15 protein-coding genes are annotated in these 20,113 nt (G+C 71.9%); 14 read left to right on the top strand and 1 reads right to left on the bottom strand.

The annotated features are described in order from the left end of the window. The first annotated feature begins 72 nt into the window (after positions 1–72). The 14 genes from QK440_RS12945 (at position 73) to QK440_RS12880 (ending at position 16,460) form a co-directional block, all read left to right on the top strand. Entirely contained in the window at positions 73–2,124 is a 2,052-nt protein-coding gene (locus tag QK440_RS12945) for a penicillin-binding protein 2 (protein WP_282793203.1), read from the top strand. A 147-nt stretch (positions 2,125–2,271) separates the two neighbouring features. Beyond that, the gene (locus QK440_RS12940; protein ID WP_282793202.1) at positions 2,272–3,816 is read left to right on the top strand and encodes a UDP-N-acetylmuramoyl-L-alanyl-D-glutamate--2,6-diaminopimelate ligase; all 1,545 of its coding nucleotides are present in this window, start codon (positions 2,272–2,274) and stop codon (positions 3,814–3,816) included. A 4-nt stretch (positions 3,817–3,820) separates the two neighbouring features. Beyond that, positions 3,821–5,260: a UDP-N-acetylmuramoyl-tripeptide--D-alanyl-D-alanine ligase gene (gene murF, locus QK440_RS12935; protein ID WP_282793201.1), complete on the top strand. Its 1,440-nt coding sequence runs from the start codon at positions 3,821–3,823 to the stop codon at positions 5,258–5,260. Beyond that, positions 5,257–6,330 carry a phospho-N-acetylmuramoyl-pentapeptide-transferase gene (mraY, locus tag QK440_RS12930; RefSeq protein WP_190134292.1) on the top strand — a complete coding sequence of 358 codons (1,074 nt, stop codon included), beginning with the start codon at positions 5,257–5,259 and terminating at the stop codon, positions 6,328–6,330. The genes murF and mraY overlap by 4 nt, the downstream gene beginning before the upstream one ends. After that, complete coding sequence (gene murD / locus QK440_RS12925) at positions 6,312–7,886, top strand: UDP-N-acetylmuramoyl-L-alanine--D-glutamate ligase (RefSeq protein WP_282793200.1); 1,575 nt, start codon at positions 6,312–6,314, stop codon at positions 7,884–7,886. Before mraY ends, murD begins: the two co-directional genes overlap by 19 nt. Before the next feature lie 117 nt (positions 7,887–8,003). Further along, a complete protein-coding gene (ftsW, locus tag QK440_RS12920; protein WP_282793199.1) occupies positions 8,004–9,323 on the top strand; it encodes a putative lipid II flippase FtsW in 1,320 nt (439 codons plus the stop codon). A gap of 6 nt (positions 9,324–9,329) precedes the next feature. After that, entirely contained in the window at positions 9,330–10,424 is a 1,095-nt protein-coding gene (murG, locus tag QK440_RS12915) for an undecaprenyldiphospho-muramoylpentapeptide beta-N-acetylglucosaminyltransferase (RefSeq protein ID WP_282793198.1), read from the top strand. Positions 10,425–10,438: 14 nt separating this feature from the next. After that, on the top strand, positions 10,439–11,230 hold the full coding sequence (locus QK440_RS12910) for an FtsQ-type POTRA domain-containing protein (RefSeq protein ID WP_282793197.1): 792 nt from the start codon (positions 10,439–10,441) through the stop codon (positions 11,228–11,230). Positions 11,231–11,506: 276 nt separating this feature from the next. Beyond that, positions 11,507–12,733, top strand: coding sequence for a cell division protein FtsZ (gene ftsZ, locus QK440_RS12905; protein WP_282793196.1), 1,227 nt, complete (start codon positions 11,507–11,509; stop codon positions 12,731–12,733). 26 nt (positions 12,734–12,759) lie between these two features. Further along, positions 12,760–13,470, top strand: a complete 711-nt coding sequence (pgeF, locus tag QK440_RS12900) for a peptidoglycan editing factor PgeF (protein WP_282793195.1) — start codon at positions 12,760–12,762, stop codon at positions 13,468–13,470. Positions 13,471–13,476: 6 nt separating this feature from the next. Next, complete coding sequence (locus QK440_RS12895) at positions 13,477–14,196, top strand: YggS family pyridoxal phosphate-dependent enzyme (RefSeq protein WP_282793194.1); 720 nt, start codon at positions 13,477–13,479, stop codon at positions 14,194–14,196. A gap of 125 nt (positions 14,197–14,321) precedes the next feature. After that, positions 14,322–14,960, top strand: a complete 639-nt coding sequence (gene sepF, locus QK440_RS12890) for a cell division protein SepF (RefSeq protein ID WP_190134300.1) — start codon at positions 14,322–14,324, stop codon at positions 14,958–14,960. 80 nt (positions 14,961–15,040) lie between these two features. Beyond that, positions 15,041–15,325 (top strand): YggT family protein, encoded by a 285-nt coding sequence (locus tag QK440_RS12885; RefSeq protein WP_190134301.1) that lies wholly within the window; start codon positions 15,041–15,043, stop codon positions 15,323–15,325. 46 nt (positions 15,326–15,371) lie between these two features. After that, positions 15,372–16,460, top strand: a complete 1,089-nt coding sequence (locus tag QK440_RS12880) for a DivIVA domain-containing protein (RefSeq protein ID WP_190134302.1) — start codon at positions 15,372–15,374, stop codon at positions 16,458–16,460. Between the two features lie 218 nt (positions 16,461–16,678). On the opposite strand, the gene ileS is transcribed toward QK440_RS12880, so the two are convergent. Then, the gene (gene ileS / locus QK440_RS12875) at positions 16,679–19,822 is read right to left on the bottom strand and encodes an isoleucine--tRNA ligase (protein ID WP_282793193.1); all 3,144 of its coding nucleotides are present in this window, start codon (positions 19,820–19,822) and stop codon (positions 16,679–16,681) included. Between the last annotated feature and the right edge of the window lie 291 nt (positions 19,823–20,113).

Genomic DNA, 20,113 nt, shown 5'->3' with positions numbered 1-20,113 from the left:
CGCCGGTGGCTCCCGGCCCGCCTCCGCCCCCTCCGCGCAGCCCGCTCCCACGACCTCCGGCAGGTGACGTAAGTGACGGACCGACAGCCGACGCCGCGGCGTCGCGTCCCGAACCCCGCCCGGCCCGTCCGGCCCGGCGGCAACGACAGGAACGCAGGCGGCGACAGGAACGGCGCCCCGCGCCGCCCGCGCCAGGGCTCCCCGGGCTCCCGCCCCGCCGGCCGCGGCCCGCGCCCCGCCCCCGGCCGGCCCAAGCCGCTGCGCCTGGGCAGCCCCCGGCCCCGGCTGCGCCTGATCAGCCTCGTCCTCACCCTGGTGATGCTGGCCTTCGTGGTGCGGCTCTTCCAGGTGCAGGCCGTCGACGCCGACGCGTACGCCGCCAAGGCCGGGAAGAACCGGTACTCCACCCACATGATCGCCGCCGAGCGCGGGGCCATCACCGACCGCAAGGGCGTCGAGCTGGCCACCAGCGTGGACGCGTACGACATCACGGCCGACCCGACGCTGTTCACGCGCGAGGAGACGAAGGTCAAGGACGCGCCCGAGCAGGCCGCCGCCCTGCTCGCGCCGGTCCTCGACCAGGACGCCGACGCCGTCGCCAAGAAGCTCAGGACGCCCGGCACCCGCTTCACGCTCCTCGCGCGGCGCGCCACGCCGCAGGTGTGGAAGCAGATCAAGGACCTGCGCGCCACGCTCGCCGAGAAGGCGGAGGCCGACCCCAAGGCGGTGAACGTCCTCGCGGGCGTCATGGCCGTGCCCACCAGCAAGCGCGTGTACCCCAACGGCGAGCTGGCCGCCGGGATACTGGGCTGGGTCAACGCCGACGGCAAGGGCGGCGGCGGGGTCGAGCGGCAGCTCGACAAGGACCTCGCGGGCAAGCGCGGCGAGATCCGCTACGCCCAGTCCGGCGGCCGCCAGGTGCCGACCGCGGGCTCCAACGAGAAGCCCGCCGTGCCCGGCTCCGACGTCGAGCTGACCATCGACCGCGACATCCAGTGGGCCGCCCAGGACGCCATCGCCGAGCAGGTCAGGAAGTCCGACGCGGACCGCGGCTACGTGATCGTGCAGGACACCCGCACCGGCGAGGTCCTGGCCATGGCCAACGCCCCGGGCTTCGACCCCAACGACCTGTCGGCCGCCGCGAGCACCAGCCTCGGCAACGCGGCCGTGCAGGACGCCTACGAACCCGGCTCCACCGCCAAGGTCATGTCGATGGCCGCCGTCCTGGAGGAGGAGGCGGCGACCCCCCACACCCGGGTCACCGTCCCCAACCGGCTGCACCGCGGCGACCGGCTCTTCCAGGACGACATCGACCACCCGACCTGGTACCTCACGCTCAACGGCGTCCTCGCCAAGTCCAGCAACATCGGCACCATCCTCGCCACCGGCGAACTCGGCGACACCCAGAAGCAGGCCAACAAGGTCCTCTACTCGTACCTGCGCAAGTTCGGCCTCGGACAGCCAAGCGGGCTCGGGTTCCCCGGCGAGACCAAGGGCATCCTCGCGCCGCCCGACAAGTGGTCCACGTCGCAGCAGTTCACCATCCCGTTCGGCCAGGGCGTCTCCATCAACGCCATGCAGGCGGCCTCCGTGTACTCGACCATCGCCAACGGCGGCGTCCGCGTCGAGCCCACGCTGGTGCGCGGCACCAAGGGCCCCGACGGCCGCTTCACGCCCGCCCCGGCGCCCCGCACGTCCCGCGTCGTCAGCCAGAAGACCGCGCGGACCGTGGCCCGGATGCTGGAGTCCGTCGTCGACGACGAGGAAGGCACCGGGACCAAGGCGCGCATCCCCGGCTACCGCGTCGCGGGCAAGACCGGCACCGCCAACCGCGTGGACCCGCAGACCGGCCGCTACCACGGCTACACCTCCTCCTTCGCCGGCTTCGCGCCCGCCGACAAGCCGCGCGTCACCGTCTACTGCGTCATCCAGAACGCCAAGCGGGGCAGCTACTTCGGCGGCCAGATCTGCGGCCCCGTCTACAAGCAGGTCATGCAGTTCGCCCTCAAGACGCTCCAGGTGCCGCCCACCGGCGGCGCCCCCGCGCGCCTGCCGGTCACCTTCAACCCGGGCCGGCCGGAGACCCCCGGCCGCCCCGCCGACTCGGGCACGCCCCGGCGCTGACCAGGAACCACCGTGACGACGATCACCCCGGATCCGGGGAACCGCACCGCAGGGGCCCTCCCTTTTGGCCCCAGCGGGGGTGCGCCCGGTACGCTCACCGCCGTGCCACACGCTGATCAGTCCCAAACCACCCAGAAGGACGCTCCCGTGACCCATCCGGGACCGCCGAGGCCGGCCCAGGTCTCCGCCACCCCCCTCGCGGAGCTCGCCGATCAGCTGGGGGCCGCCGCGGCCCCGGGCACCGCGCCAGGCGCCCCGTCACCAGGCACGCCCATCACGGGCATCACCCATGACTCGCGCGCGGTGCGCCCCGGCGACATCTACGCCGCGCTGCCCGGCGCCCGCGCGCACGGTGCCGACTTCGTCGCCCAGGCCGCCGACCTCGGCGCCGCCGCCGTCCTGACCGACCCCACGGGCGCCGAGCGCGCCGCCGCCACCGGCCTGCCGGTCCTGGTCGTCGACGACCCGCGCGGCAGCATGGGCGAACTGGCCGCCACGGTCTACGGCCACCCCGGCCGCGACCTGCTCCAGATCGGCATCACCGGTACGTCGGGCAAGACCACCACCGCGTACCTCATCGAGGGCGGTCTGCGCCAGGTGCGCAGCACCGGCCTCATCGGCACCGTCGAGATGCGCATCGGCGACGAGCGCATCAAGTCCGAGCGCACCACGCCCGAAGCCACCGACCTGCAGGCGCTGTTCGCGGTGATGCGCGAGCGCGGCGTCCAGGCCGTGGCCATGGAGGTCTCCAGCCACGCCCTGGTGCTCGGCCGGGTGGACGGCTGCGTCTTCGACGTCGCCGTGTTCAACAACCTCAGCCCGGAGCACATGGAGTTCCACTCCGGCATGGAGGACTACTTCCAGGCCAAGGCGCAGCTCTTCACCGAGCGCCGCGCCCGGCTCGGCGTCGTCAACTACGACGACGAGTACGGCCGCAGGCTCCTGACCGAGTCCGAGGTGCCGGTCACCAGCTTCTCCGCCGAGGGCCACCCGGACGCCGACTGGCGCGCCGAGGACGTCGAAGTGGGGCCGCTCGACTCCACGTTCACGGCCGTCGGCCCCAAGGGCGAGCGGATCGCCGCGAAGTCCCCGCTCGCGGGCCCCTTCAACGTCGCCAACACGCTCGCCGCGATCGTCGCGCTCGCCGTCGCCGGGATCGACCCCCAGCAGGCCGCCGACGGCATCGCGGCGGTGCCCGGCGTCCCCGGCCGCCTGGAGCGCGTCGACGCGGGCCAGGACTACCTCGCGGTCGTCGACTACGCCCACAAGACGGACGCCGTCGAATCGGTCCTGCGCGCCCTGCGCAAGGTCACCGAGGGCAAGCTGCACATCGTGCTCGGCTGCGGCGGCGACCGCGACACGACCAAGCGGATGCCGATGGGCGCCGCGGCCGCCCGGTTCGCCGACACGGCCATCCTCACCTCCGACAACCCCCGCTCCGAGGACCCCCTCGCGATCCTCGCCACCATGCTCGCGGGCGCCGCCGAGGTGCCCGCCCACGAGCGCGGCGAGGTCGCCGTCTTCGAGGACCGGGCCGCCGCGATCGCCGCGGCCGTCGCCCGCGCCGAACCCGGCGACACCGTCCTCGTCGCCGGCAAGGGCCACGAGCAGGGCCAGGACATCGCCGGGGTGGTCCGTCCCTTCGACGACCGCCAGGTGCTTCGCGAAGCTATCCAGCAAACCCAGGGATGAAGTTGTGATCGCCCTCTCCCTCGCCGAGATCGCCACCGTCGTCGGCGGGCAGACGTACGACATACCGGATCCGTCCGTCCAGGTCACCGCGCCGGTCGTGCGGGACTCCCGCGAGGTCGAGCCCGGCGGCCTGTTCGCCGCGTTCGCCGGCGAGCGGGCCGACGGCCACGACTACGCGGCCCAGGTCGTCGAGGCGGGCGCCGCGGCCGTCCTGGCGACCCGGCCCGTCGGCGTGCCCGCCATCGTGGTCGACGACGTACCCGCGGCGCTCGGCGCGCTCGCCCGGCACGTCGTCGCCCGGCTCGGCGCCACCCTCGTGGCCCTGACCGGCTCCGCCGGCAAGACCAGCACCAAGGACCTGATCGCCCAGGTGCTCCAGCGCCACGCGCCGACGGTGTGGACCCCGGGCTCGCTCAACAACGAGATCGGGCTGCCGCTCACCGCGCTGTCCGCCACCGAGGAGACCCGGTACCTCGTCCTGGAGATGGGCGCCCGCGGCATCGGCCACATCCGGTACCTGACGGAGCTCACGCCGCCGAAGGTCGGCCTCGTCCTGAACGTCGGCACCGCCCACATCGGCGAGTTCGGCGGCCGCGAGCAGATCGCACAAGCAAAGGGCGAGCTGGTCGAGAGCCTGCCGGCGGACGGCACCGCGATCCTCAACGCCGACGACCCGCTCGTGCGCGCGATGGCCACCCGTACGAAGGCCCGCGTGCTGCTCTTCGGCGAGGCCGACGACGCCGACGTACGCGCCGAGAATGTCCGGCTCACGTCGATCGGACAGCCGACCTTCACGCTGCACACACCCTCCGGGTGCAGCGACGTACGGCTGCGCCTGTACGGTGAGCACCACGTGTCGAACGCGCTCGCCGCGGCCGCCGTCGCCCATGACCTTGGCATGTCCGTGGACGAGATCGCCCTCGCGCTCTCCGAGGCGGGCACCCTGTCCCGCTGGCGGATGGAGGTCACCGAGCGCCCGGACGGCGTGACGGTCGTCAACGACGCCTACAACGCGAACCCCGAGTCCATGCGCGCCGCCCTGCGCGCGCTGGCCGCCATGGGCCAGGCCGCGCAGGCGCGGGGGGGACGCACGTGGGCGGTGCTCGGCCACATGGCCGAGCTCGGGGACGAAGGGCTCGCCGAGCACGACGCGGTCGGGCGACTTGCCGTCCGGCTGAACGTGAACAAGCTCGTGGCAGTCGGGGGCAGGGAAGCGTCCTGGCTCCAACTGGGCGCATACAACGAGGGTTCGTGGGGTGAGGAGTCGGTGCACGTGTCCGACGCACAGGCGGCGGTCGACCTGCTGCGCAGCGAGCTGCGCCCAGGAGACGTCGTGCTGGTGAAGGCGTCCAGATCGGTGGGCCTGGAGAAGGTCGCGCAGGCTCTCGTAGCCGACGCGGCGGACGCCGCCGGCACCGCGACGGGCGGAGTTGACGCCCGATGATGAAGCAAATCCTCTTCGCGGGTGTGATCGGTCTGTTCCTGACCCTGGTCGGGACGCCCCTGCTGATCAAGCTGCTCGCCCGCAAGGGCTACGGCCAGTACATCCGCGACGACGGCCCGCGCGAGCACCACAGCAAGCGCGGTACGCCGACCATGGGTGGTATCGCCTTCATCCTGGCGACGCTCATCGCGTACTTCCTCAGCAAGATCATCACGGGCGCCGAGCCCACCATCTCGGGCCTGCTCGTGCTCGGCCTGATGGCGGGCATGGGCCTGGTCGGCTTCCTCGACGACTACATCAAGATCGTCAAGCGGCGGTCGCTGGGCCTGCGGGCCAAGGCGAAGATGGCCGGCCAGCTCATCGTCGGCATCGCCTTCGCGGTCATCTCGCTGCAGTTCGCCGACGGCCGCGGCCAGACCCCGGCGTCCACGAAGCTGTCGTTCGTCGAGGACTTCGGCTGGTCGATCGGCCCGGTCCTGTTCGTCGTCTGGGCGCTGTTCATGATCCTGGCGATGTCCAACGGCGTGAACCTCACCGACGGCCTCGACGGCCTCGCCACCGGCGCCTCCGTGATGGTCTTCGGCGCGTACACGTTCATCGGCGTGTGGCAGTTCCAGGAGTCCTGCGCCAACGCCCAGGACCTGACCAACCCCGCCGCCTGCTTCGAGGTCAGGGACCCGCTCGACCTGGCCGTCGTGGCCTCCGCGCTGATGGGCGCCTGCTTCGGCTTCCTGTGGTGGAACACCTCGCCCGCCAAGATCTTCATGGGTGACACCGGCTCCCTCGCCCTCGGCGGCGCCCTCGCCGGCCTCGCCATCTGCTCCCGCACGGAGCTGCTGCTCGCCCTCCTCGGCGGCCTCTTCGTCCTCATCACCATGTCGGTGGTCATCCAGGTCGGCTCCTTCCGCCTGACCGGGAAGCGCGTCTTCCGCATGGCCCCGCTCCAGCACCACTTCGAACTCAAGGGGTGGTCCGAGGTCCTTGTCGTGGTCCGCTTCTGGATCATCCAGGGCATGTGCGTCATCGTCGGCCTCGGCCTCTTCTACGCCGGATGGGCAGCCAAGAAGTGAGCGACCCGCAGGACACGCAGGCCTCCCCGCGGGGCGGACGGCTCGGGCAGCACGACCGGGACACGCGGGACCCCTGGCAGGGCCTTCGCGTCACCGTCGCCGGCCTCGGCGTCAGCGGCGTCAGCGCCGCCCGCGCCCTCGCGGGCCTCGGCGCCGTGGTGACCGTCGTGGACGGCGGCTCGGGCCCGGCGCTCGAAGCGCGGGCCGCCGAGCTGGCCGAGGCGGGCGTCGCCGTGCGCCTCGGGGACGCCGGGACGCTGCCCGAGGGCACCGGCCTCGTCGTCACCTCGCCGGGGTGGAAGCCGGACAGCCCGCTGTTCGCGGCCGCCGCCGCGGCGGGCGTGGACGTCATCGGCGACGTGGAGGTCGCCTGGCGCCTGCGCGGCCCCGACGCGGCCCCCTGGCTGGCGGTCACCGGCACCAACGGCAAGACCACCACCACGCGGATGCTGGCCTCGATCCTGCGCGCCGCGGGCCTGCGCACCGCCGCCGTCGGCAACATCGGCACGCCGATCGTCGACGTGATCCTGGAGGACCAGGCGGCGCGCGCGGCCCGCGCGGCCGACGGCACCGACGGGCCGTCGACGGGCAAGCCCCACGAGGCCGACGACGCCCACGGTGCTTACGACGTGCTCGCCGTCGAGCTCTCCAGCTACCAGCTCCACTGGGCGCCCTCCCTGCGCGCCCACTCCGCGGCCGTGCTGAACCTCGCGCCCGACCACCTCGACTGGCACGGCTCCATGGAGGCGTACGCCGCCGACAAGGGCCGGATCTACGAGGGCAACCAGGTCGCCTGCGTCTACAACGCGGCCGACGCGCGCACCGAGGACCTGGTCCGCGCGGCCGACGTCGCGGAGGGCTGCCGGGCCATCGGCTTCACGCTGGGCACCCCCGCCCCCTCGCAACTCGGCGTGGTCGAGGGCATCCTGGTGGACCGTGCCTTCGTACCGGACCGCCAGAAGCAGGCCCAGGAGCTCGCCGAGGTCTCCGACGTCCAGCCGCCGGCCCCGCACAACATCGCCAACGCCCTCGCCGCGGCGGCGCTCGCCCGGGCCTTCGGCGTGGCCCCGGCGGCCGTGCGCGACGGCCTGCGGGCCTTCCGCCCGGACGCCCACCGCATCGAGCACGTCGCCGACGTCGCCGGTGTCGCCTACGTCGACGACTCCAAGGCCACCAACACCCACGCGGCCGAGGCCTCGTTGGCCGCCTACGAGTCGATCGTGTGGATCGCGGGCGGCCTCGCCAAGGGCGCGACCTTCGACGAGCTGGTCGCCGCGTCGGCGAAGCGGCTGCGCGGCGCCGTCCTGATCGGCGCCGACCGCGCGCTGATCAGGGAAGCCCTCGCGCGACACGCGCCGGAAGTACCCGTCGTCGACCTCGACCGGACCGACACTGGGGCGATGGCCGAGGCGGTACGCCAGGCGGCACGGCTCGCGACGCCGGGGGACACCGTCCTGATGGCTCCGGCCTGCGCGTCGATGGACATGTTCACCAACTACAACCAACGTGGTGACGCGTTCGCGGAGGCGGTCCGCGAACTCGGCGCGAGCGCCTGACACGGACCCGGGAAGGGTGCCGGCGCCAGGCACCCGGCACCGTGGAGGAGGGCACGTGACAGCGTCGCAGCGGCGGGGGATGCGGGTACGGCCGCACACCGGGCCGGAGGGCTCCTGATGGCCGGGCGCGCGCCGGTCCGGGCGCCCCGGGCACCGCGTACGCCGAAGCGCCCCGGGCGCCCGCGCACCCCGGTGGTGCGGGAGAACCCCGCCCGGCGCCTGGTCGACCGGGTCCGCCGGGCCTGGGACCGGCCGCTGACCGCGTACTACCTGATCTTCGGCGCCAGCCTGCTGATCACCGCGCTCGGCCTGGTGATGGTCTACTCGGCCTCGATGATCCAGGCGCTCCAGCTCAACCTGGCCGCCTCGTACTTCTTCCGCAAGCAGTTCGTCGCCGCCGTCCTCGGCGCCGTGCTGCTGCTCGTCGCCATGCGGATGCCCATCAAGCTGCACCGGGCGCTGTCCTACCCGATCCTGGCCGTCTCCGTCTTCCTGATGGTCCTCGTCCAGGTCCCCGGGATAGGGCGCAGCGTCAACGGCAACCAGAACTGGATCTACCTGGGCGGCCCCTTCCAGCTCCAGCCCAGCGAGTTCGGCAAGCTGGCCCTCGTGCTGTGGGGCGCCGACCTGCTGGCCCGCAAGCAGGACAAGCGGCTCCTCACCCAGTGGAAGCACATGCTGGTGCCCCTCGTCCCGGTCACCTTCATGCTGCTCGGCCTCATCATGCTCGGCGGCGACATGGGGACCGCGATCATCCTCACGGCGATCCTCTTCGGCCTGCTCTGGCTGGCCGGTGCGCCGACGCGGCTCTTCGCGGGCGTACTGAGCGTCGCCGCCGTCCTCGGTGTGATCCTCATCAAAACGAGCCCCAACCGCATGGCGCGGCTGCAGTGCATCGGCGCCACCGAGCCGGGGCCCGGCGACTCCTGCTGGCAGGCCGTGCACGGCATCTACGCCCTCGCCTCAGGCGGATTCTTCGGTTCCGGTCTGGGCGCGAGTGTGGAAAAATGGGGTCAACTGCCCGAACCGCACACGGACTTCATCTTCGCCATCACCGGCGAGGAACTCGGTCTTGCGGGGACACTGTCGGTGCTCGCCCTGTTCGCGGCTCTAGGCTATGCGGGTATCCGCGTGGCCGGACGCACGGAGGACCCCTTCGTGAGGTATGCCGCGGGAGGCGTGACCACCTGGATCACGGCGCAGGCCGTGGTCAACATCGGTGCGGTGCTCGGACTGCTGCCGATCGCCGGTGTCCCGCTCCCGCTGTTCTCCTACGGGGGCTCGGCCCTGCTGCCGACCATGTTCGCCATCGGGCTCCTCATCGCCTTCGCGCGCGAGGAACCCGCGGCGAAGGCGGCCCTGGCCATGCGGCAACCTCGGGTGAGATGGAACACGATGCGACGGCGCGTCAAGGCGCGTTCGTCCGGAGAGCGGTGAATTTCGGTGCATGTCGTACTCGCCGGTGGGGGGACCGCCGGCCACATCGAGCCCGCGCTTGCCCTCGCAGACGCCCTGCGCAGGCAGGACCCGACCGTGGGCATCACGGCCCTCGGTACGGAGCGCGGCCTCGAGACCCGACTCGTTCCCGAGCGCGGTTACGAACTCGCCCTGATCCCCGCCGTACCCCTGCCACGCAAGCCCACGCCGGAGCTGATCACCGTGCCCGGCCGGCTGCGCGGCACCATCAAGGCGGCCGAGCAGATCCTGGAGCGCACCAAGGCGGACTGCGTCGTCGGCTTCGGCGGCTACGTCGCGCTGCCCGGCTACCTGGCCGCCAAGCGCCTGGGTGTGCCCATCGTGGTGCACGAGGCCAACGCGCGCCCCGGCCTCGCCAACAAGATCGGCTCCCGGTACGCGGCCGCCGTCGCGGTCTCCACGCCGGACAGCAAGCTGCGCGGCTCGCGCTACATCGGCATCCCGCTGCGGCGCGCCATCGCGATGCTGGACCGCGCCAAGGTCCGCCCCGAGGCCCGCGCCACGTTCGGGCTCGACCCGAACCTGCCCACGCTGCTCGTCTCCGGCGGCTCCCAGGGCGCGCGCCGCCTCAACGAGGTCATCCAGCAGGTCGCCCCGGTCCTCCAGCGCGCGGGCATCCAGATCCTGCACGCCGTCGGCCCGAAGAACGAATTGCCGTACGTCGAGAACATGCCCGGGATGCCCCCCTACATCCCGGTACCGTACGTGGACCGGATGGACCTCGCGTACGCCGCGGCCGACATGATGCTCTGCCGCGCGGGCGCGATGACCGTCGCCGAACTCTCCGCCGTCGGGCTCCCCGCCGCGTACGTGCCGCTGCCCATCGGCAACGGCGAACAGCGGCTCAACGCCCAGCCGGTGGTCAAGGCGGGCGGCGGACTGCTGGTCGACGACGCGGAACTGACGCCCGAATGGGTCCAGTCCCAGGTGCTCCCCGTGCTCGCCGACCCGCACCGGCTGTACGAGATGTCCCGCGCCGCCTCGGAGTTCGGGCGCCGGGACGCCGACGACCTGCTGGTCAACATGGTGTACGAGGCGATTGCGTCACGCCGCAGCGCGTGAGAAGGCAGGGGAGCGTGGCCGGACCGAAGACCGCCGAACGGCGCAGGACCACGTCCGGCCCGCCCCGGCCGCGACCGCGCCGCCCGCGGCTGCCGCGGCTGCGCACCCTGCTCCTGGCGGTGGCCCTGCTGGCCGTCCTCGGCGGGGGCGTCACCTGGGTGCTCTACGGCTCGCCGTGGCTGCGCGTGGAGCGGGTCACGGCGACCGGGACCGTGGTGCTGCGGCCGGACCAGGTGCGCGAGGCCGCCGGCATCGGCCGCGGCGGACCGCTCATTTCGGTCGACTCCGCGGCGGTCGAGGAGCGGCTGCGGAGGAAATTGCCCCGGATTGACTCCGTCGACGTCATCCGCTCCTGGCCCCACGAGATCACCCTGGAAGTGACGGAGCGTACCCCCGCGCTGCTCATCGAGAAGGGCGGCAGGTTCGTCGAAGTGGACGTCAAGGGTGTGCGCTTCGCCACGGTCGACAAGGCACCCAAGGGCACCCCCCTGCTGAGGATGGAACTGGACCGCTCCGGCGGCGCGGCCGCCAGCCTGCGCCGTTTCGGCCCGGACCGGCTGCGCCGCGAGGCGGTGAAGGTGGTCACGGACCTGCCCGGGGCCGTGTCCGGTGACACCGTCGCCGTCAAGGTCCGCTCGTACGACTCCATCACGCTGGAGTTGACCGGCGGGCGCACCGTCGCCTGGGGCAGCAGTGAGAACGGGCGTCTGAAGGCCGAAGCCCTGAACGGGCTGATGAAAGCGGTCCCCAAGGCACGGCACTTCGACGTGAGCGTCCCCACCGCGCCCGCGTCATCAGCGAGTTGACGTACATCAGCGCAGGCCAGCACCCTGGATGGGCAGGGCTACGCCTGATCACATAGGGTGAAAAGAAAAACGGGAGGTTCGGCGTGTTCGTTGAACGCGCGCCACTTGTCGACTTAGTGTCCTGTTCGGAAGAGTCCAGGGAACAGACACACTGGTAACCCTAAACTTCAGCGTTAGGGTTCGGGTCGGCGATTCGGACCGTCCCATTCGGCATCAGTCGGCGCCTCGCGGCAGCGTGAGACGGCGACACGTAACTCGAGGCGAGAGGCCTTCGACGTGGCAGCACCGCAGAACTACCTCGCAGTCATCAAAGTCATCGGTGTCGGCGGCGGTGGTGTCAATGCCATCAACCGGATGATCGAGGTCGGTCTCAAGGGCGTCGAGTTCATCGCCATCAACACCGACGCGCAAGCCCTGTTGATGAGCGACGCCGACGTCAAGCTCGACGTCGGCCGTGAACTCACCCGCGGACTCGGCGCCGGCGCCAACCCGGCCGTCGGCCGCAAGGCGGCCGAGGACCACCGCGAGGAGATCGAGGAGGTCCTCAAGGGGGCCGACATGGTCTTCGTCACGGCCGGTGAGGGCGGCGGCACCGGCACGGGCGGCGCGCCCGTGGTCGCCAACATCGCGCGCTCCCTCGGCGCCCTGACGATCGGTGTGGTCACACGGCCGTTCACCTTCGAGGGCCGCCGTCGCGCCAACCAGGCGGAGGACGGCATCGCCGAGCTCCGCGAAGAGGTCGACACCCTCATCGTCATCCCGAACGACCGACTGCTCTCCATCTCGGACCGCCAGGTCAGCGTGCTCGACGCCTTCAAGTCGGCCGACCAGGTGCTCCTCTCCGGCGTTCAGGGCATCACCGACCTCATCACCACGCCCGGCCTGATCAACCTCGACTTCGCCGACGTCAAGTCGGTCATGTCCGAGGCCGGTTCGGCGCTCATGGGCATCGGCTCCGCCCGCGGCGACGACCGCGCGGTCGCCGCCGCCGAGATGGCGATCTCCTCCCCGCTCCTGGAGGCGTCCATCGACGGTGCCCGGGGCGTGCTGCTCTCCATCTCCGGCGGCTCCGACCTCGGCCTGTTCGAGATCAACGAGGCGGCCCAGCTGGTCAGCGAGGCCGCGCACCCCGAGGCCAACATCATCTTCGGCGCGGTCATCGACGACGCGCTCGGCGACGAGGTCCGGGTGACCGTCATCGCCGCCGGGTTCGACGGCGGCCAGCCGCCGGCCAAGCGGGACAACGTCCTGGGCTCGTCCACCCCCAAGCGCGAGGAGCCCGCGCCGCCGAGCCGTCCCGCCGAACCGTCCCGTCCGGCCCCGGCCTTCGGCGGCCTCGGCAGCGTCACGCCGCGCGAGGACCCCCCGGCCCCGGAGCCGGCCGAACCGGCCCCGGTGAGCGAGGCGCCCGCGACGCCGGTCACGCCCCCGCAGGTCCCGCCGACCCGCCTGCACCAGGACAGCCAGGCCGAAGAGCTGGACGTGCCGGACTTCCTGAAGTGATAGGCAAGGGCTCCGGAACGAGCACAGTGAGCGGCGCGCACTTCGCCTTCACCGACCGGTGGGGCGGGGTGAGCGCCGTTCCGTACGAAGAGCTCAACCTCGGCGGAGCGGTCGGCGACGACCCCGACGCCGTACGGCGCAACCGCGACCTCGCGGCCACCGCCCTCGGCGTCGACCCCGCCCGCGTGGTCTGGATGAACCAGGTGCACGGCCGGGACGTCGCCGTGGTCGACGGGCCCTGGCCCGGCGACCGGGAGGTCCCGGCGGTCGACGCCGTGGTCACCGCCGAGCGCGGCCTCGCCCTCGCGGTCCTCACCGCCGACTGCACGCCGGTGCTGCTCGCCGACCCGGTGGCGGGGGTCGCCGCCGCGGCGCACGCGGGCCGTCCCGGCATGGTCGCCGGGGTGGTGCCCGCGGCCGTCGAGGCCATGGTGGAGCTCGGCGCCCGGCCGGAGCGGATCGTGGCCCGCACGGGGCCCGCCGTCTGCGGCCGTTGTTACGAAGTGCCCGCGGACATGCGCGCCGACGTCGCCGCCGTGGAACCCGCGGCGCACGCCGAAACGAGCTGGGGCACCCCCGCGGTCGACGTGACCGCCGGGGTGCACGCTCAACTGGAGCGGCTCGGGGTGCGTGACCGGGAGCAGTCCCCGGTCTGCACGCTGGAGTCGGGCGACCACTTCTCGTACCGCCGCGACCGTGTCACCGGACGGCTCGCGGGCTATGTCTGGCTGGACTGATGGGGCATGACGGACCGTAAGTCGGAACTCGCCGCGAACCTGGCGAACGTCGAAAAGCGTATCGAAGCGGCCTGCGCGGCCGCCGGGCGCAAGCGCGCGGAGGTGACCCTCATCGTGGTCACCAAGACCTACCCGGCGAGCGATGTGCGCCTCCTCGCCGAACTCGGCGTGCGCCACGTGGCCGAGAACCGCGACCAGGACGCGGCGCCGAAGGCCGCCGCCTGCGCGGACCTGCCGCTCACCTGGCACTTCGTCGGTCAGTTGCAGACCAACAAGGTGCGTTCCGTGGTGGGTTACGCGGACGAGGTGCAGTCGGTCGACCGGCCGAAGCTCGTCGGCGCACTCTCGGCCGCGGCCGTGCGCGCCGGGCGCGAGGTGGGCTGCCTGCTCCAGGTCGCCCTCGACGCGGGCGTCAGCGGCCGCGGCGACCGGGGCGGCGTGGGCCCCGCCGGAATCGAGGAGTTGGCCGGCCGCGTGGCCGACGCCCCCGGGCTGCGGCTCGACGGACTGATGACGGTCGCGCCGCTCACCGGGGAGTACGCGGGACGGCAACGGGCGGCATTCGAGCGGCTGATGGATTTGTCGACTGCCCTGCGCGTGGCCCATCCGGCTGCGAACATGGTGTCGGCAGGGATGAGCGCGGACCTCGAGGAAGCCGTTGCGGCCGGTGCGACACATGTGCGCGTCGGCACAGCGGTACTCGGAGTCCGACGCGGGCTCGGGTAACGTCGCCAGGAAGTCGGACCACAGCAGAAAATATGGTCATTTCCGCCACAGTGCGGAGATACCTCGTGGATCGCGGGCAGTTGGTGACGACCTCTCGATCCACCACAGAGCGGAGGACTCAGAGCATGGCCGGCGCGATGCGCAAGATGGCGGTCTACCTCGGCCTCGTGGAGGACGACGGTTACGACGGTCGGGGCTTCGACCCCGATGACGATTTCGAGCCCGAGCCGGAGCCCGAGCGCGACCGCCGGCGGCACGAGCCGCCGCACCAGTCCCACCTTGCCGACCGGGACTTGGAACGGGACGAACCGGTACGAGTGGTACAACCGCCGCCGCAGCGCGACCCGGCGCCCCGGGCCGCTTCGCTTCCCGCTGAATCGGGACGACCGGCGCGAATCGCCCCCGTGGCATCTATCACACCTGAACGTCAGAGCCTGGAGAAGAACGCACCGGTGATCATGCCCAAGGTCGTGTCCGAGCGTGAGCCCTACCGCATCACGACACTTCACCCCCGGACCTACAACGAAGCCCGTACCATCGGGGAACACTTCCGCGAAGGCACCCCGGTGATCATGAACTTGACGGAGATGGACGACACCGACGCGAAGCGACTTGTCGACTTTGCCGCCGGTCTCGTCTTCGGTCTGCATGGCAGTATCGAGCGAGTGACGCAGAAGGTGTTCCTGTTGTCGCCTGCTAACGTCGATGTCACGGCGGAGGACAAGGCCCGTATCGCAGAGGGCGGGTTCTTCAACCAGAGCTGAGACGCAGCGCAGTAGACAGCAGCAGCACGGACCGATGCAGCACGGATGCGAAGAGAAGCAGGGGAGAGGGAAGCGCGGACATGGGCGTGGTCTTGCAAGTGATCTACATCGCGCTGATGTGTTTCCTCATCGTGCTGATCTTCCGGCTGGTCATGGACTACGTCTTCCAGTTCGCCCGCTCATGGCAACCCGGCAAGGCGATGGTGGTCGTTCTGGAGGCCACCTACACTGTCACCGATCCACCGCTCAAGCTTCTGCGGCGGGTCATCCCGCCGCTGCGTCTCGGGGGCGTGGCGCTCGACCTGTCCTTCTTCGTACTGATGATCATCGTCTACATCCTGATCACCGTCGTGAGCCGGCTGTGAACGATACGGTCTTGCCGAATGCCGACGACTACGTTGAGGTGAAGAGATGCCGTTGACCCCCGAGGACGTGCGGAACAAGCAGTTCACGACCGTCCGCCTCCGAGAAGGCTATGACGAGGACGAGGTCGATGCCTTCCTCGACGAGGTCGAAGCCGAACTGACCCGCCTGCTCCGTGAGAACGAGGACCTGCGCGCCAAGCTGGCCGCCGCCACGCGCGCGGCCGCGCAGAACCAGCAGCAGGGCAACATGCGCAAGGGCCCCGAGGGCGGTCCCCAGGACCAGCGCGGTCCGGGCGCCCCCGTGCCCGCCGCAATATCAGGACCGCAGCCGGTGCCGCCGCAGCAGCAGCACCCGATGGGCGGCCCGCCGCAGCTGCCGGGTGGCGCGCCGCAGTTGCCCGCGGGCCCCAGTGGGCACGGCCCGCAGGGTGGTCCGCAGGGTCCCGGCCCGATGGGCCAGGGGCCGATGGGCGGCCCGATGGGTGGTCCCATGGGCGGCCACGGCCCGCAGATGCCGCAGCCCGGCCAGGGCCCCGGCGGCGACAGCGCCGCCCGTGTGCTCTCGCTCGCGCAGCAGACCGCCGACCAGGCGATCGCGGAGGCCCGTTCCGAGGCCAACAAGATCGTCGGTGAGGCCCGTTCGCGCGCCGAGGGCCTGGAGCGGGACGCCCGTGCCAAGGCCGACGCCCTGGAGCGGGACGCGCAGGAGAAGCACCGCGTCGCGATGGGCTCCCTGGAGTCCGCCCGCGCCACGCTGGAGCGCAAGGTCGAGGACCTGCGCGGCTTCGAGCGCGAGTACCGCACGCGGCTGAAGTCGTACCTGGAGTCGCAGCTCCGGCAGCTCGAGACCCAGGCCGACGACTCGCTGGCCCCGCCGCGTACCCCGGCGACCGCGTCCCTGCCGCCGTCCCCGGCGCCTTCGATGGCTCCGGCCGGCGCGGGTGCCCCGTCCTACGGCGGGAACCAGTCGATGGGTGGCAACCAGTCCGCGGGCGGTCCGTCGTACGGCGGGCAGCAGCAGATGTCGCCCGCGATGACGCAGCCGATGGCGCCGGTCCGGCCGCAGGGGCAGCCGCCCATGCAGCAGGCGCCGTCCCCGATGCGCGGTTTCCTCATCGACGAGGACGACAACTGACGGGCCGCACCACGCCATAGGCGTCGGCAGCGTTCAGGGCGGAGCCCCCGGATCCCCGGGGGCTCCGCCCTTTTGTGCCGTGTGGTGTCGTACGGTGCCGTCCCGTCCTGTGCTGTGCCGTGCTGTGTCCTGCGGCGGCTCCCGCCACCAGGACGGCCGGACACGGCGAAGGCCCGGCCCCCGCGGTTCCGCCGGGGACCGGGCCTTCGCCGGTGCGGCTACGCCTTGCGGAGGCGGAACGTCAGGTTCAGCGAGGCGTCCTCGAACGGCTCGCCGTAGCTGTCGTCCGCCTCGCCGGAGGCGAAGTCCGTGGCCAGGACCTCGTCGGCGATGAGGGCGGCGTGCTCGGTGAGGGCCGTGACCGTGGCCTCGTCCGAGGACGTCCAGCGCAGCGCGATGCGGTCCGCGACGTCCAGGCCGCTGTTCTTGCGGGCCTCCTGGATCAGCCGGATCGCGTCCCGGGCCAGGCCCGCGCGGCGCAGCTCGTCCGTCAGCTCCAGGTCGAGGGCGACCGTGGCGCCGGCGTCGGACGCCACCGACCAGCCCTCGCGCGGGGTCTCGGTGATGATGACCTCGTCCGGGGCCAGCGTCACCGTCTCGCCGTCGACCTCCACCGAGGCGGTGCCCTCGCGCAGGGCGAGGGACAGGGCCGCGGCGTCGGCCTCCGCGACGGCCTTGGCCACGGCCTGGACGCCCTTGCCGAAACGCTTGCCGAGGGCGCGGAAGTTGGCTTTGGCGGTGGTGTCCACCAGCGAGCCGCCGACCTCGGAGAGCGAGGCCAGGGAGGAGACGTTCAGCTCCTCCGTGATCTGCGTGCGCAGCTCCGGGCCGAGCGCCTCGAAGCCGGCGGCGGCGACGAGCGCGCGGGACAGCGGCTGGCGGGTCTTGACGCCCGACTCGGCGCGCGAGGCGCGGCCCAGCTCGACCAGGCGGCGGACCAGGGCCATCTGCTTCGACAGCTCGGGGTCGACCGCGGACAGGTCCGCCTCCGGCCAGGTGGCCAGGTGCACCGACTCCGGGGCGTCCGGGGTGACCGGGACGACCAGGTCCTGCCAGACGCGCTCGGTGATGAACGGCGTCAGCGGGGCCATCAGGCGCGTGACCGTCTCGACGACCTCGTGCAGGGTGCGCAGCGCGGCCTTGTCGCCCTGCCAGAAGCGGCGGCGGGAGCGGCGCACGTACCAGTTGGAGAGGTTGTCGACGAACGTGGACAGGAGCTTGCCCGCGCGCTGGGTGTCGTAGGCGTCCATGGCCTGCGTCACCTGGTCGGTGAGCGCGTGCAGCTCGCCGAGCAGCCAGCGGTCGAGGAGCGGGCGGTCGGCGGGCGCCGGGTCGGCGTCCGTGGGGACCCACTGGGACGTGCGGGCGTACAGCGCCTGGAAGGCGACCGTGTTCCAGTACGTCAGGAGGGTCTTGCGGACGACCTCCTGGATCGTGCCGTGGCCCACGCGGCGGGCCGCCCACGGGGAGCCGCCGGCGGCCATGAACCAGCGGACCGCGTCGGCGCCGTGCTGGTCCATGAGCGGGATCGGCTGCAGGATGTTGCCCAGGTGCTTGGACATCTTGCGGCCGTCCTCGGCGAGGATGTGGCCGAGGCAGACCACGTTCTCGTAGGACGACTTGTCGAAGACCAGGGTGCCGACGGCCATCAGGGTGTAGAACCAGCCGCGGGTCTGGTCGATGGCCTCCGAGATGAACTGCGCCGGGTAGCGGCTCTCGAACAGCTCCTTGTTCTTGTACGGGTAGCCCCACTGCGCGAACGGCATCGAGCCCGAGTCGTACCACGCGTCGATGACCTCGGGCACGCGCGTCGCGGTGCGCGCGCAGCCCTCGTGGGTGCAGGTGAAGGTGACCTCGTCGATGAACGGGCGGTGCGGGTCGAGGCCGGACTGGTCGGTGCCGGTGAGCTCGGTGAGCTCGGCGCGGGAGCCGACGCAGGTGAGGTGGCCCTCCTCGCAGCGCCAGACGGGCAGCGGGGTGCCCCAGTAGCGGTTGCGGGACAGGGCCCAGTCGACGTTGTTGGTCAGCCAGTCGCCGAAGCGGCCGTGCTTGACCGACTCCGGGAACCAGTTGGTCTTCTCGTTCTCCTGGAGGAGGCGGTCCTTGACGGCCGTGGTGCGGATGTACCAGGACGGCTGCGCGTAGTACAGGAGCGCGGTGTGGCAGCGCCAGCAGTGCGGGTAGCTGTGCTCGTACGCGATGTGCTTGAAGAGCAGGCCGCGGTCGTGCAGGTCCTGGGTGAGGGTTTCGTCGGCCTTCTTGAAGAAGACGCCGCCGACCAGGGGGACGTCCTCGGCGAAGGTGCCGTCGGGCCGGACCGGGTTCACCACGGGCAGGCCGTAGGAGCGGCAGACCTTGAGGTCGTCCTCACCGAAGGCGGGGGACTGGTGGACGAGGCCGGTGCCGTCCTCCGTGGTCACGTACTCGGCGTTGACGACGTAGTGCGCCTCGGCCGGGAACTCCACGAGGGCGAAGGGGCGCCGGTAGGTCCAGCGCTCCATCTCGGCGCCGGTGAACGTCTGCCCGGTGGCCTCCCAGCCCTCGCCGAGGGCCTTCTCCAGGAGCGGCTCGGCGACGACGAGCTTCTCCTTGCCGTCGGTGGCGACGACGTAGGTGACCTCCGGGTGGGCGGCCACCGCGGTGTTCGACACCAGCGTCCAGGGGGTCGTCGTCCACACCAGGAGGGCGGCCTCGCCCGCGAGGGGGCCGCCGGTGAGCGGGAAGCGGACGTAGACGGACGGGTCGACGACCGTCTCGTAGCCCTGCGCCAGCTCGTGGTCGGACAGGCCGGTGCCGCAGCGGGGGCACCAGGGGGCGACGCGGTGGTCCTGGACGAGCAGGCCCTTCTTGAAGATCTCCTTCAGGGACCACCAGACGGAGTCCACGTACTCCGGGTTCATGGTGCGGTACGCGTCGTCCATGTCGACCCAGTAGCCCATGCGGGTCGTCAGCTCGGCGAAGGCGTCCGTGTGGCGGGTCACCGACTCGCGGCACCTGGCGTTGAACTCGGCGATGCCGTACGCCTCGATGTCCTTCTTGCCGGTGAAGCCCAGCTCCTTCTCCACGGCGAGCTCCACGGGCAGACCGTGGCAGTCCCAGCCGGCCTTGCGGGCCACGTGGTAGCCGCGCATGGTGCGGAAGCGCGGGAAGACGTCCTTGAAGACGCGGGCCTCGATGTGGTGGGCGCCCGGCATGCCGTTGGCGGTGGGCGGGCCCTCGTAGAACACCCATTCGGGGCAGCCCTCGGACTGCTCCAGGCTCTTGGCGAAGATCTTCTGCTCGCGCCAGAAGTCGAGCACGGCGTGCTCGAGGGCGGGCAGGTCGACCTGGGCGGGTACCTGGCGGTACTGCGGCGGCGTCATTTTCGCGCTTCCTCCGGCGGACGTGCGTTCCGTTCCGTCGGAGGGACGAGAGCCGTTGTCTGCGCTCCCGCGGTACCACCCTCCTTGGCCGCCGTGGTGCCGGTGGCACTTCTGACGGCCCCCTCATTGGGGTCGCGATACCGGTTCTACTCGCCGTGCCCGGCCCGGCGGACCATGGCTGCGGCTTTCTTCCGGCGGCTCCGGGGTGATCTTCACGTCGCGCTCGCCCCCGGGCTCTCACCGTCCCCGGGTCGCTCCAGGCTGCGTACGCCGCTACTCGTCCCCATCCAC

The sequence above is a fragment of the Streptomyces sp. CC224B genome, assembly GCF_030010595.1.
Taxonomy (GTDB): domain Bacteria; phylum Actinomycetota; class Actinomycetes; order Streptomycetales; family Streptomycetaceae; genus Streptomyces; species Streptomyces longispororuber.
The sequence above is the reverse complement of the archived record's forward strand: the minus strand, read 5'-3'. Positions and strand labels throughout refer to the sequence as shown.